Annotated in this window: 10 protein-coding genes; 5 read left to right on the top strand and 5 right to left on the bottom strand. The window is 55.5% G+C overall.

All coding sequences use genetic code 11. The annotated features are described in order from the left end of the window. Positions 1-110 precede the first annotated feature (110 nt). On the bottom strand, positions 111-1,349 hold the full coding sequence (locus SACSAC_RS12650; RefSeq protein WP_037286888.1) for an ABC transporter substrate-binding protein: 1,239 nt from the start codon (positions 1,347-1,349) through the stop codon (positions 111-113). A gap of 351 nt (positions 1,350-1,700) precedes the next feature. On the opposite strand from SACSAC_RS12650, the gene SACSAC_RS12645 reads away from it, so the two are divergent. Continuing rightward, positions 1,701-2,540 (top strand): alpha/beta fold hydrolase, encoded by an 840-nt coding sequence (locus SACSAC_RS12645; RefSeq protein WP_156950996.1) that lies wholly within the window; start codon positions 1,701-1,703, stop codon positions 2,538-2,540. A gap of 340 nt (positions 2,541-2,880) precedes the next feature. Here SACSAC_RS12645 and SACSAC_RS12640 read toward each other — a convergent pair whose 3' ends face one another. Continuing rightward, a complete protein-coding gene (locus tag SACSAC_RS12640) occupies positions 2,881-3,834 on the bottom strand; it encodes a 1,4-dihydroxy-2-naphthoate polyprenyltransferase (protein ID WP_037286882.1) in 954 nt (317 codons plus the stop codon). 152 nt (positions 3,835-3,986) lie between these two features. Between SACSAC_RS12640 and SACSAC_RS12635 the strand changes: the two genes are divergently transcribed. Both SACSAC_RS12635 and SACSAC_RS28440 read left to right on the top strand, forming a co-directional pair. Next, on the top strand, positions 3,987-5,351 hold the full coding sequence (locus SACSAC_RS12635; RefSeq protein ID WP_037286879.1) for a TrkH family potassium uptake protein: 1,365 nt from the start codon (positions 3,987-3,989) through the stop codon (positions 5,349-5,351). Positions 5,352-5,406: 55 nt separating this feature from the next. Then, positions 5,407-6,906 (top strand): HNH endonuclease, encoded by a 1,500-nt coding sequence (locus SACSAC_RS28440; RefSeq protein ID WP_245608632.1) that lies wholly within the window; start codon positions 5,407-5,409, stop codon positions 6,904-6,906. Positions 6,907-6,998: 92 nt separating this feature from the next. On the opposite strand, the gene SACSAC_RS12625 is transcribed toward SACSAC_RS28440, so the two are convergent. Beyond that, the gene (locus SACSAC_RS12625; protein ID WP_037286876.1) at positions 6,999-8,534 is read right to left on the bottom strand and encodes a hybrid sensor histidine kinase/response regulator; all 1,536 of its coding nucleotides are present in this window, start codon (positions 8,532-8,534) and stop codon (positions 6,999-7,001) included. 479 nt (positions 8,535-9,013) lie between these two features. Here SACSAC_RS12625 and SACSAC_RS12620 point away from each other — a divergent pair, with 479 nt between their 5' ends. Then, the gene (locus SACSAC_RS12620; RefSeq protein ID WP_037286872.1) at positions 9,014-9,196 is read left to right on the top strand and encodes a CsbD family protein; all 183 of its coding nucleotides are present in this window, start codon (positions 9,014-9,016) and stop codon (positions 9,194-9,196) included. A gap of 365 nt (positions 9,197-9,561) precedes the next feature. Here SACSAC_RS12620 and SACSAC_RS12615 read toward each other — a convergent pair whose 3' ends face one another. Both SACSAC_RS12615 and SACSAC_RS12610 read right to left on the bottom strand, forming a co-directional pair. After that, the gene (locus SACSAC_RS12615) at positions 9,562-11,661 is read right to left on the bottom strand and encodes a glycoside hydrolase family 36 protein (protein ID WP_037286869.1); all 2,100 of its coding nucleotides are present in this window, start codon (positions 11,659-11,661) and stop codon (positions 9,562-9,564) included. A 524-nt stretch (positions 11,662-12,185) separates the two neighbouring features. Next, on the bottom strand, positions 12,186-12,788 hold the full coding sequence (locus SACSAC_RS12610; RefSeq protein WP_037286866.1) for a TVP38/TMEM64 family protein: 603 nt from the start codon (positions 12,786-12,788) through the stop codon (positions 12,186-12,188). Between the two features lie 174 nt (positions 12,789-12,962). Here SACSAC_RS12610 and SACSAC_RS12605 point away from each other — a divergent pair, with 174 nt between their 5' ends. Then, positions 12,963-13,466: a cupin domain-containing protein gene (locus SACSAC_RS12605; RefSeq protein WP_037286863.1), complete on the top strand. Its 504-nt coding sequence runs from the start codon at positions 12,963-12,965 to the stop codon at positions 13,464-13,466. Positions 13,467-13,476 lie beyond the last annotated feature (10 nt).

Raw genomic sequence — 13,476 nt, 5'->3', positions numbered from 1 at the left:
GCTACGCTTCTTCGGGAATCCCCGCCCTCCGCTCACGCTTGTACGTCGGAGTTACGTTTTGGGTTTAGGGGTAGGGCAGGCGGCCTTGTATCTAGGCCGCCGGACTGTATTTACGATCTTCGGTTCGCGACTTTCGTCCATTCGCTGTCGAGGCGTTTCAGGAACGCGTCGACGTCGCCGCGTTGCAGGAATTCCTGAACGAGGGAATTGAGCTGGACGGCGGCCGGGATGTAGTGGTCGGCGAAGTCGACCAAGCGTCCGGATTCGAAGTACGGTTGCAGTTCGGTCAGGGCCGGGTCTTCTTGGTCGATGCCTTCGACGGCGGAGAACGCCGTTTGTTCTTGGATATATTGCGAGATATTCTCGTCCGCCAGCAGGAAGTCGATAAATTTCAGGGACTCTTCGCGGTGCTCGGTGCTTTCGGCAACGGCGAGCAGGGTGTCCACACCGGATACCAGGTTATTGGACTCGGCGTCGTCTCCGGTCGGAGTCGCGAAGAAGCCGAGATCAATATCGGCGTTGGCTTTGCGGATTTCGGGAATCGCCCAGGTGCCTTGAATGTACATGGCGGCTTCCCCGTTGGCGAAAGCGCGGTTGCCGTCGGCATAGGTGCGGCCGAAATTGTCGTTCGTTCCGTAAGGCAGCACGGCGAGCGCTTTTTCCGCGATTTCGCGCATGACCGGGTCCTCGAACGTCACCTGATCGTCGCGGCGTTGCAGGAAAAAGTCGATGCCCGCGATATTCGGCGCGAGCGCATTGAAGAGCAAGTTAGTGGTCCAGTCGTCTTTATACGTCAGGTAGAACGGAGTGATTCCTGCGTCTTGAAGCTTCTGCGCCGTATCCATCAGCTCGTCCCAAGTCTTGGGCACCTCAAGATTTTGCTCTTCGAAAATGGTCCGGTTGTACATGATGCCGTCGGCATTAGCGGCGTACGGAATGCCGGTGATGGCGTCCTCGCCGGTCAAATCCGTCAACATCGTCATGTAGCGCGGGTTGATGCCGTCCAATACGGATTCTCCGGTCAGGTCCGCGAAGATTTCGCTTTGGCCCAGAACGGAGTACGTGTCCGTCGCGCCCATGCCGATTACGTCAGGCACGTCTTCTTTGACGACTCGGGTCATGAGTACGGTTTCCGCGTCCGGCGGGTTGGTTTGGGTCACGACGATATCCGGATTCTCTTCGTTGAACTTGGCGATCAGCCGATCGAAAGAATCTTTGGCTTCCGGTTTGTTTTGGAAAAACTCGATATGTACTTTCCCGTCGGCCGACTCGCCGCTTGCGCAGGCCGTGAGCGTCAGCAGCACGCCCAGTAGGCATGTCGCTCCCAGCAGTCTGCTCCATTTTGCCATGTGATGCGCCTCCCTGCATTGCGGTTTTGATGATCCTTCAGGCGGCAGCGGCAGCTTCTTTTCATAAGCCTGTCCATCCCTGCTCGCCCGTCCGCTTAAACAATAACCTCGAAGCGGCAGAATCGAATCTGAAATGTAAAACGCTTTCGGAAAAAGGTGCGCCAAAAACCCTTGCGGAATGCGAAAAAAACCAGTAGGAACTTTTTCAAGAAAAATAAACCGTATACGTTGCAAACCGCCTTCTCTGTCCAAAGAAATCTATTATTACGCTCTGCCTTTTTCATGCTCGACCAGCGATTCACATTCAAATTCCGGGTAATAAGGGCATAGCCAGAGCAAAAAACAAACATCATGCGACAGACAACTTTGAGGAGGCTTTCTAACATGGGAAAATACGTCGAAGTAGAATCCGGAGTCAATATTTACGTAGAGGACGTAGGTCAAGGGCGTCCGGTGATCTTCCTGCACGGTTGGCCGCTCGATTCACGGATGTTCGAATATCAATATATGCGACTGCCCGCTCAAGGGTTCCGCTGTATCGGGATCGACGCGCGCGGTTTCGGCAAATCGGATGCACCTTGGGACGGCTATACTTATGATCGCTACGCCGACGACGTACGCGCCGTAATCGATTCGTTGGGACTGGAAGACGCGATTCTGGTCGGCTTCTCGATGGGCGGCGCAACCGCAGTCCGTTATGCGGCCCGCCATCAAGGACACGGCATCTCGAAGCTGCTCCTTCTAGGCGCGGCAGCGCCAAGCTTCACCGTCCGCGACGGCGTGCCCGACGCGATGAAAGTCGAAGACGTGAACGAGCAGATCATCCAGCCGACCCTGGAAGACCGCCCGAAAATGGTCGCTTCGTTCGGCAAAATGCTGACGTACAAAAAACCAAGCTCGTCGTCGAGCACTTGGGTCGAAATGGTCGCCTTCCAAGCTTCCGCCGTCGGCACGCTGCGCGCCGCCGAAATGCTCCGCGACGAAGACCTGCGCGACGATCTGGCGAAGATCACCGTTCCGACCGCGATCTTCCACGGCGAAAAAGACGAGATCTGTCCGTACGGCCTCGCTCAAGCCATGCACGCCGGCATCGCGACGTCGCATATCGTCACGTTCGAAAAAAGCGGCCACGCCATGATGATGGACGAACCGGAGAAATTTAATGAAGAGCTCGTTGCGTTCCTCCGATAAAATCGCAAAAACCAAAAGAGAGCTCGTTGCGTTCCTGCGATAAAATCGCAAAAACCAAAAGAGCAAGACCAGCCGCCATCGCGGCCAGTCTTGCTCTTGTTGTGTCGAGAAAGCCAACGTAGCCGGAAGCGAGAAGACGGAGAGGGAAATTCAGTGAAGGAACGACAGTGTTCGCCTTTGAAATCGGGAAAATTCCACTACAATTTAATCCTTTTCCCGATTTCAACACGCGACCGGAACGAATTTCCCTCGCAGTCTTCTCGCTTCCCCCGCCGAAGTAACTTTCTCGAATCCCCAAGTGCAAGGCCGACCGCTCACTCCAGCTGGTCTTGCTCTTTTTTCAACCCGTCACCCATGCCGCAACCGCGATCACGACCACCCGCACCCCCGTAAGCAGCACGAAGTTCTTCACCGCAAACACGAAAGTACGCCGCTTCGACGGGTCCTGCGAAAAAGCTCGGATATTTTTCCGCAGCGGAATCAGCGTCGCCAGAATCGGCAGAAGCAGCAGCGGATGCACGCCGAGCCACAGCAGCACGAATACATCCAGATACGATACGTAGTAGATCGCCGCGAACAACTTGAGCGCACCCGGGCGACCGATGTAGACCGGCAGCGTGTAGCGGCTATTTTCCACGTCTTCTTCCATGTCGCTGATATTGTTGGCTAGCATGATATTTGCGATGCTCGCAACCGCAGGCACCGAAACCAACAGAATCAGCAAAACTTCCAATCCGTTCACGTGAAGATCGAACCAGCCCTCCGCATAATCCAACGAAGCGATCATATCGGGCGGCGCCTGGATGTAGGCTGCGACGAACGTGATCACGAATCCCATGAACAAACCGGAGAACAGCTCGCCGAGCGGCATGCGGGAGATCGGAATCGGTCCGAACGAATACAGGATGCCCACTCCGAAGGAAAGGAATCCAAGCAGCAGCACCAATGGTCCGGCTTCGAATACCAATAAAATTCCTGCTGTCACAGCCGTGGCGAACAGCAGTACAATAATCAATACAACGACCCATTGCTTAAAGCCGTGCTTGACGATCGCATTATGCTCTTCATAGCCGTAACCGTGCGTGCGCACGGCTTTGCGGTAATCGTAATAATTGTTCATGGCGGTGACCACCAGATCGAACGACAACAATGACACGAGCATCAGCAGCGCATGCAGCGGTCGAAACTCGCCGAATCGCAGCAAGGCATACACGGTCCCTAATGCAAAAGGCAGCATGCTGGCGACTTTGGTACGGATCTCGACCAGGTCGAGGAAACTTCGAAACGTCGGCATAAGAGCTCCTTTCCCTTTTTCCAATCTCCAAATCTTAGCACGGAAAGTCGGGGTCGTCACCGGTTCAACACACCGAGTTCTTTACTTTGACACACGCCGGTAATACAATGAATCGGAAATCCCATTTCTATCCTATAACGCGAGGACTTAAGATGTTCAAACCTGTAAAAAGCCGAAATCCGCTGCTCAGACTCAATCCTCCCCAAGTGTTGGCCGTCGGATTCCTCATCATGATTTTGGCCGGTTCCGGCCTGCTTTATCTTCCGGCAGCGTCCAGCTCCGGCGAATCCATGCCTTATCTCGACGCTGTGTTTATGGCGGCTTCCGCAACCTGCGTCACCGGACTGTCCGTATTGAATCCCGGCGTTGACCTGACCACGTTCGGCCAGTTGGTCATTATCGGACTCGTTCAAATAGGCGGCCTGGGCTTCATGACCGTCGCTACGCTGATCGCTTTGGTGTTTCGCCGCCGAATCACGTTCCGCGAGCGTCTGATTCTTCAGGAGACGCTGAGCCAACATTCCACGGAAGGCATCATTCGCTTGATTCGCAAAGTGATGCTGTATGCCTTGGTTATCGAGACTGTCGGAGCGTTAATGTTGTTTATCCGTTTTGCCTTCGAAATGCCGCTGGGCCGGGCTGCTTACTTCGGCGCTTTTCATAGCATTTCTATTTTTAATAATGCCGGGTTCGATCTATTCGGAGCCATCGAAGGCCGGGCCGGCAGTCTGATTCATTATGTGGATGACCCGTTCGTCAACTTGATTGCCATGCCGATGATTTTGCTTGGCGGCATCGGCTTTATCGTCATTGCCGACTTGCTCGATTTTCCTCAAAAACGCAAGCTTTCCCTGCATAGTAAGGTCGTTTTGTTCATGACCGGATTGCTCGTCGTTGTCGGCGCGGTCGTCATTTTCATTTTTGAATTCACGAATCCGGCCACACTGAAATCATTGGATGCGTCGGGGAAAATATTTGCTTCTCTTTTCCAATCGATCACGTCGCGTTCGGCGGGCATGATGACGCTGGATGTGGCAGGAATGCGCCAAGCCACGCAGTTTTTCATGGTCATCATGATGTTCATCGGCGCGGCTCCGGGATCGGCAGGCGGCGGGATCAAGGTGACGACGTTCGCCATCCTCATCGGAGCCGTGCTCGCCATGATACGCGGCAAGCAAGATATCGTCTTTTTCCGCTATCGAATCGGTTCGGACCGGGTGTATAAAGCAATCACATTCTCGCTGCTCTCGTTCCTTTTGATCGTCGTTGCCGCCATGATCTTGTCCGCGACGGAAAACTTTTCGTTCCTGGGCATTCTGTTCGAGACGACTTCTGCCTATGCAACCGCGGGGATCTCGATGGGATTGACCTCTCAACTCACGCCGTTCGGTCAGTTCATGATTATTATGCTGATGTTCGTCGGCCGTCTCGGCCCGATCACGTTGGCCTTCACGTTAACGCCGCGAATGGATAATGAACCGTTCCGTTATCCGGAAGGCAAAGTCACGATCGGTTAATTCACGCGAACGGCCGCCGAATATGCTTCACGAAACAGGAAGGAGGATCGTACCCATGAGACGCAAACGAAACCAAGGCAACTCTTCAACGCCTAGATCTGAAACCATTGTCGCTCCCCCCTCCTCCGATACGCCGAACGAAACCGGACAATCCATACCGGATGCACGGACTGCGAATACACGTACAGCCGAATCTTCCGTAGAGCAACAGGACCGTTCGGCGCAAGATCCATCTCAGCCGCCGCGCAGCGGGCGCAAGCGTCGTCGACGCAAAAAAAACGCCTCGCCGACGAGCACGTCTCAAGCTGCGGAACAGGCAGCGGCAGCGGACTCCGAAAAAACGTCCTCGGCTCCCGTCGAGCAGGCCGACGCTCCATCCGCATCGGAAGCAGAGCCAACCGCCAGTCTTCGGAAACGCAAACGACGACGCCGAAAAAAAAGTTCGGCGCCTGCAACAGTCGATACAGGTTCCGTCCAACGCTCCGGCAATCCGCCTTCTCCGCTGCCGGAAGCCCAAGCAAAGGCTTCAACAAGCGAAGAGGCAGCTTCGGCAAAGCCCGACTCCAAACCGCGGAAGCGACAGCGTAAGCGAAGACAAGGCGGAGCCGCCAAATCGGCACCTCAATACACCGCTGAAGCCGCGCCGAGACCTAAAGTCGTATGGCCGGACCCCAAGCCGTCCGATCGGACGGCCTCAGCGGACCATCGTTTGGCATACGCTCCGGATTTGATGACGGAGCCGGAGCCTGCACCGCAAGCTCTCCCTTATCAAGACGAAGCTTCGGCATCTATCGCGATTGAAGACCATCCGACGCATGCCTCCGAAGCCGTTACGGTTAAGGCATGTCTGTATTGCGGAGAAACGAAGCCCCTGGGCGACTTCCTGCGTCGAACGGGCAAGAGGTCCGGACATGAATCGCGGCGCGGCGCCTGCCGGGACTGTCGCAAGCGCAGACGAGCAGCAAGGCTTACCGATGACGAGACCGCTTCGGACCCGCTGCCTCTGCCGCTGGCGGCCGGGCCCGCCCGATCTTTGGACTTGGAAGAAGACGCGCTTGAGACGATTCCCAAACGCCGATTCCGTCGTCCCCCTCCGGAGCCTCCGGAGGGGGCCCTGCTGGAACCGACGCGCGAAGCCGAGCTGCGCACGACCAAGCAGGGAACGGTACGCATGCGCGGCCGAACGGACAAGGGGCGCCGCTGGCAGCAGGAGACCGATCTGGAGATGGCGCGCTGTCTCGTTCGGGAACATGCAGCCGTCGTCGTGAATCGGTTTACGATTCGTCGGCTTTACACGAACCGTTCCTTCCGCCGTTACATTCTGGAGCGAGATCGCTACACCTGCCACTTCTGCGGCGAATACGGCGATACGATCGACCATCTGCTGCCGCGCGCGAAAGGCGGGCATACGACGCCGCTCAACTGCGTCTGCGCCTGCATGCTATGCAACCAGAACAAGGCCGACCGGGATCTGGATGAATTCATGGAAGACGCCGAGCCGCTGGAGGATCTGCCTGCGGCTCGCGGATTCGAACGACGCCCTATCGAGCACTGATTGGCTTTTTCTTATTATCCGTATGAAAAAAACCTTTCCGTCACAGCCGTTATCGGCACGTTGACCGGAAAGGTCTTTTTGATTTTAAGAAGTCATGCCGTTGCCGGACCGCATGCCAGCCTAAGCACCTCGCATAACTCGGATTGCCGAACCGGCTTCGTCAGGTAAGCGAAGGACGTCCGGCTCGAAGGCTCTGCTTCGCTGGAATGAGCCAGCGGCAGCAACAGGATCAAAGGCGTTGCCGGCGAATTCGAGGCGGAAAGTCCAAGTAACCGCGATTCTTCCTCCCGCACGTCCCAATCGCTCAGCACCATATCGAAAGGCCCCTCTCGCACCAGCGCCAGCGCCGCCTCCGACCCGCTCGTCGCCTCGCGCACCTCCAGGCCTAGTCGAACAGCCATTCGGGACAAGGTACGGCGCGTTCCCGCACCTGCCGCAGCCAGCAGCAACCTGCGCCCTTGCAGATGAGAAGTGTCCGTCAAGCCTGCATGGGCTTCGCGCTCCAACTCAAGCGGCAGCACAAAGGTCATTAGAGTCCCTTGACCTTTTCTGCCTTCAGCCCAAATCTTGCCGCCCATCAGATCAACCAACCTCTTGCTGATCGACAGTCCCAGACCCGTGCCTCCGTAGTCTCCTTCATCCGGCCGATGCACCTGCTCGTAATCATGAAACAGTCGACCGATCCCGGCCTCCGAAATGCCGATCCCCGTATCGCGGACGCAGAACTCGATCCAGACGCGATCTTCTCCCTCGCCTTCGAGGCGCCGCGCCATGATTCGAATCTCCCCGGACGAAGTGAATTTGACGGCATTGCTGACCAGATTGCTGAGTACCTGCCGAATCTTGCGCACATCGCCAATCAGCACCAGCGAAGGATCAAGATCCAAATCCAACGTCAATTCAAGCCCCTCGCGCTGAGCAGCCTTGGCTGCGAATTGATACGCCGTGTCCTCCAACGCGCCGACCAGGTCCATCGGAGCCGTCTCCAGCTTCATCTGCCGAGCTTCAAGCTTGCCATAGTCGAGAATGCTGCCGACCAACTCCAAGAGCGATTGCTGACTGTCTTCGATAATGTTCAGATATTGCTTTTGCTCTTCGGTCAATCCCGTTTCTTTTAACAACTGGGACATCGCCACGATGCCGTTCATCGGAGTGCGAATCTCGTGTCCCATCATCGCAAGCAACTCCCCGGTATGGCGCGCGGAGCGTTCAGCCGTTTCCGTGCTTTTGCGCAGCTCGTCCTCCCGCTTGAGCGAAGTGCTCTTCTGCTCCGACTCGGCCAGCTGGGCAATAACCGAAGCCGTCCGCTTCAAGGAAGCTTCCGCATCACCCTCTAACGCTTCTCCGCCGCGCAGCGCTCCGATGATCCCCTGCTCCTGACCGCAGGAGAAAGGCAGCGGAACCGTGATCCCGCGTTCCGGATCACCTTGCAGCAGCAACAGTTCCCCGGGCTGAACTCCTTCATGCTCCCGGCCCCACACGATCAGGGTACGCATACCGGTTTCGGTACGTTTTGCCACAAACAACGTCTCCGCCCGTGTCGCTCCTGCGGCAAGAGCCAGCAAGTCATCGGCCGCCGCACGAAGAGCGGGCGAGGGGCACAGATCCGTTTGTATCGAATATTTCATTTGTCATTCACCTGCTTTCCAAGGAAATAGGGAAGAGGCAATGCGCCTGCCGGTAATCGGATTGCCGAAATAGGTAGCGCAATCGCTCCTGAAGCGAGGAAGTCGGGAACTCCATCGGGAATAATCGTGAGGACAACCAGATTGGATTCTCGTGCCGAAGAGGAAGTAGGCGAGCAACGGTTTGCGAAGTGCCGGAACGTTCTCTATATTGAAAAACGGGGGATGCGTACCGTTCGTTTGGCCTCTTGGACAAAAAGTTTCCAATTTTCTCAAAATGCCGGATTTGGAATCATTATAGCACTCTCCGGGGGGGCCGCGTCCAATCAAAACAATTGATGACTTGATCGATTTTGCCGACCCGCTCATTCATTAGACAGGAGAGCTTTAAGTTGCCGGCGTTTAAAACCCCAAGGGGCTGGGTAAGTATAAACTAGCATCACATGTGAGTTTATCCCGTAGAAGAGAAGGAGTTGTTCATCATGGCAGACAACGGATTGGGCGATAAAATCAAAGCAGGCGTAAACAAAGCCAAAGGCGAGATCAAGGATCAAATCGGTAACGCCAAAAACGACCCGGGTCTTCAAGCCGAAGGCAAAGCGGATAAAGCAAAAGGTGCCGTTCAAGATAAAATCGGCGACGTGAAAAACAGAGACAAACACTAAAGCTTCGAATGCGAAGCTCCTACATTTGACATGCAAACCGTGCTGCTTTTTACGTTGAAAAGGCAGCATGGCGGTTCGACGCACGGTGCTCGTGCGCTCGTACCCTAACGGATTGACCTACATCGAGCAAACGACGTCGAGCCGATCGGCGTCGGCCAAAGCCTTCTGCCTTGTCAACCCTAAAAGCAAGGTTACGCTCCCCTGAGATTTCGTACCTAAAGCGTGTGTGTTTCAGGAAAACGTAATCTCTTATTAAGAGTTGACAAGCTGATAAAGGCTGCGGTTACGAACACATATAAAAAGACCACCCCCGCGCATGCGGGCTGTGGTCTTTTTGCCGTTCGGGGAAGATATCCCGAATATCGTTAACGTTCCGTGACCTCGAATAATCGGGCGGTCCTGATTCTTTCCAAACGAACCTTAAGCGCACCCGCTTCGCCGTCCCAGACGCAGTCTCCGCCCGGCTTTCCTTGCGGATACAGCAGGCGGCAATCCGCCGCTTTGCCGATCATTCCGGATACCGGGAGGGCGGTTTCGCTCTCTTCCGCGTCGATACGCCATACGGCTACATACCGCTTGCCGCCTCGGCGCAGTCCGAAGCTGACCCATCCGTCTTCGACCTTCGGCAAGCCGAGCGGCCAGAACGGAAGCCCTTCGCGAATATCGCCCCGGATCGACTTGTACAGATCAAGCGCTTCGCGGACAAGCTCGCGGCGAGGCGCACTCAATTCGGCCAAATGCCCGCTCTGATGCACCCGAAGCAGCAGCGCGTTCACCATATTGAATACGACTTCCTCGTCATCGCCTTCACGCAGCGGATACGACCAGATTGCGGATTGCTCCGGCGTCAGCGCGGCAGGCGAACTTGCCGCAATCTGCGCGTATTTCACGTAATCCTCCTGATCGCTTGTCGACTGAATACTATGGCGACTGAGCATCGCGTAATCCATTCGCATCCCGCCGCTGGAGCAGTTTTCAATGACTAATTCCGGATACGTCGCAAAGGTACGGTCGATCCATTCGAGATACGCCCGATTATGCCCGAGCAGACCTTCGCCCAGGCTATCGGCATCCGTTTCCGTCCCGACGCCCGCATTGATGTTGTAGTCCATTTTGATATAACCGACTCCATACTCTTCAACCAATCGGCGAATCACTTCATCGGCATGCGCGACAACCGCCGGATTGCGAAAATCGAGTTGGTAACGACTGCGATCCTTGACCCTTTTTCCATGACGCATAAAGAACCATGAATCGTCCGTCTCCGCAAGCTTCGGACTGTTGATGCCCATGACTTCGATCTCCAGCCACAGTCCCGGAATCATGCCTTTGCCGCGAATATAGTCCAGTACATGCTTGATGCCTTCCGGGAAACGCTCCTTCGACGGCAACCACTCGCCGACGCCGTCCCACCACTTGCCGGGCGAATACCAACCGCAGTCGATACAAAAATATTCGCAGCCCACGTCCGCGGCGGCGTCGATCAGCGGCAGCAGGTTCTCCATCGTCGGATTGCCCCACAGGCAGTTCATGTAGTCGTTGAAAATGATGCGCAGCTTCTCGTTATCCGTATTCGGACGGCGCGTGGCGCGGCGGTAACGGGTCAGCTCGCCGATGCCTTCTTCAAAGCCGCCGCGCACAAAGCCCACCGCGACCGGCACGCTGACGAACGACTCGCCGGGCAGCAGCTTTTTCCACCAACCGTGATCGTGCTCCGACGGACCGCTCGCAAGCAACGATAGATGGTCGAATTGATTCAGCAGCTCCCAATGCCACGATCCGTTATGCTCGATCTGCCAAAACAGCGTCGTACCGGCCTCTTCATTCTCGAGCAGCCCCATCGGCAAGTGCTCGGCAGCCGCCCAAGAACCGGTATTGCTCAGGCTCACCCGTTTCGAGCTGCGATCCGTCATATGCGCAAGTCCCAGCTCCGGCAGCGTATTGGAACGCCATTGCACCTCGCTTTGCCAACCGTTATGCGCTAGATGCAGCTTCATTTTGTCATCCTGATCGAGCGCTCCGTCTTTGGCCAATCCGTTCAACGAGAACGAAGACACATACTCCACGCCCAGCTCCTCCGCTCCCTTGTTGCGCAGCTCCGTCCAGCTTTTGAACACCGCAAGCCCGTCATGGAACTGGTAAAAAGAAACCGTCTCCAGCCCCGTCGCCGGATCATTCATCTCCAACGCGAACAGCAGCCCCGTCTCGTTGCGTTCCTCGTAATGCCGAGCATATTTCATCCGCAGCCCCGGATAAGACGCCCGATGGCTCCGCCCGTGATACTCGTCCCGATCTTCCCCGCTAAGTTGCACTTCCAGCACTCGAAAACCCTGCTCTGCTTTTTCTTCGATCCGCCCTTCTTCAAACGGCAAAACGCCTCCGTTCAGCAGCCGAACGTCCCTGTTTTCCGTTACGTCGAACACCAGGCTTAAACCGTTTTCGGAAATTTCGATCCTTTTGCCCATCCCTCTTCCCCCTCTGCCTATTTCAACTTCGATAAGCCTGATTATACCTTACTACGGCGCGCTGATGATAGCGCTTTAAAAAATGCCGTGCGGGATCATGCCTGGGTGGCTTCAAAGAGAACCCGTTTCGGTCGCGTGTTGAATTTGGGAAGCTTTGATTAGACTGGACTGAGGGAGCTTCCCAAATTCAAAGGCGAACGCTGACGCTCCTTCACTGCATTCCCTTTTCCGCCAATCGGCTGAATCCTCCGGCGAAGCCGAAGGAGGGTAAAAAAAACAGCGTTGCAAACGAGCGCCGTTCAAAAGTTCCTTATTTTCACTTTACCGTTTTCCCATGAAGAAAACGGTGCCCTACCCTACCTAACCCCCACATGCGAGCGACTGAACTGGGACGGAGGGGAGGGTCTGTGAAGGAGCGTTAGCGCTCGCCTTTGCATTCGGGAAGCCTCCATTTAAATATCATCAAGCTTCCCGAATGCAACACGCGACCGGAACAGACCCTCCCCGCAGTCCCCTCGTCCACGTCACTCCGATGATGATCGAGTGAAATAAGCTTCCGCCTTCCTGCTCCCCCAAAAAGAGAGCGCCAAAAACGCCACGACGTAAAGAAGTTCGTACGGCCGTTCGATGAAGCGGCCGAGGTCGTGGCCGACGTAAGATACGGCCAGGACCATGATCGCTTTGCCGCCCGCGATAGCGAGGAAAAAGGCCAGCTTGGGCATGCGGGCGATCGCGGCAGCGGTGTTGACGAGAGCGAATGGGCCAGCCGGCATCATGCTTAAGATAAAAACAAAGCTGAATGCGTTGCGGCGAACCCAGACCATGCTTTTTTGCACCTTCGGACGTTCGGCCCAGCGCAGGAAATAAGGATGTGACGCAATGGCGCGCACGATCAGGAACGTCGTCATGCAGCCTGCGATCAAGCCGATCCACGAATACAAAAACCCGAACCACAGCCCATAGGCGGCGGCATTGACCCCTACAATGACCGCAGTCGGAAGAGGGGGAATAAATGATTTGAGAAACGTCAGGAAAATGCCCGGCAGCGGACCCAACGAGCGAAAGCGCTCCATCCACTCGTGCAGATTTTCCTCCGTCATGTAAGATAATAGGCTCGATATCAACAAATTCGGTACTCCTCTCGGGGTTCCTTGTCCGGCTACAGCCAGCATATCCGCTATTATAGCCGTTAAATGTACGATTTTGCCGCAAAATGTGGATTTTCTCGCAACGCGGCCGATCAGTCGCCTGCGGTTTCGGGTAATCATTGCCATACGAACGGAAACGGAGGCACGTATCCAATGAGCGAAAAACCCAGCGCGCAAACCTTTTATTTCGAGGACAACGGGAGCATTCCCAACAACCCGAATCTGCCCGTAATCTTATACCCTGAAGCCTTGATCGATAAGCCCGAATGGTGCGAATCGGTATTCAACGGCAATGCTTGGCGCAACAGTTGGGAAAATGGCGTGTTCAACTATGCCCATTACCACAGCAACACGCATGAAGTGCTCGGCGTTACGCATGGCTCAATCTTGATTCAATTAGGCGGGGAAGGCGGCAAATCTTTTGACCTAAAAGCAGGCGATGTGATCGTGCTTCCTGCCGGCACAGGCCATAAGCGAATCACCGCAAGCGACGATTTTCGAATCGTGGGCGCATATCCGGACGGAATGGACTACAATACGAGGAACGAAAACGACGGCAAGCACGCTTCGTCCATGCAAGAAATCGCCGAAGTTCCAATCCCGCGCACCGATCCCGTCTACGGAGACAACGGTCCTTTGCTGGAATACTGGAAATGAACAGGAGACA

It is taken from the genome of Saccharibacillus sacchari DSM 19268, assembly GCF_000585395.1.
Taxonomy (GTDB): domain Bacteria; phylum Bacillota; class Bacilli; order Paenibacillales; family Paenibacillaceae; genus Saccharibacillus; species Saccharibacillus sacchari.
The sequence above is the reverse complement of the archived record's forward strand: the minus strand, read 5'-3'. Positions and strand labels throughout refer to the sequence as shown.

Coding starts and splice junctions, on each gene's coding strand:
- SACSAC_RS12650 (WP_037286888.1), bottom strand. CDS start 1,349: ATGGCAAAATGGAGCAGACTGCTGGGAGCGACATGCCTACTGGGCGTG.
- SACSAC_RS12645 (WP_156950996.1), top strand. CDS start 1,701: ATGCGACAGACAACTTTGAGGAGGCTTTCTAACATGGGAAAATACGTC.
- SACSAC_RS12640 (WP_037286882.1), bottom strand. CDS start 3,834: ATGCCGACGTTTCGAAGTTTCCTCGACCTGGTCGAGATCCGTACCAAA.
- SACSAC_RS12635 (WP_037286879.1), top strand. CDS start 3,987: ATGTTCAAACCTGTAAAAAGCCGAAATCCGCTGCTCAGACTCAATCCT.
- SACSAC_RS28440 (WP_245608632.1), top strand. CDS start 5,407: ATGAGACGCAAACGAAACCAAGGCAACTCTTCAACGCCTAGATCTGAA.
- SACSAC_RS12625 (WP_037286876.1), bottom strand. CDS start 8,534: ATGAAATATTCGATACAAACGGATCTGTGCCCCTCGCCCGCTCTTCGT.
- SACSAC_RS12620 (WP_037286872.1), top strand. CDS start 9,014: ATGGCAGACAACGGATTGGGCGATAAAATCAAAGCAGGCGTAAACAAA.
- SACSAC_RS12615 (WP_037286869.1), bottom strand. CDS start 11,661: ATGGGCAAAAGGATCGAAATTTCCGAAAACGGTTTAAGCCTGGTGTTC.
- SACSAC_RS12605 (WP_037286863.1), top strand. CDS start 12,963: ATGAGCGAAAAACCCAGCGCGCAAACCTTTTATTTCGAGGACAACGGG.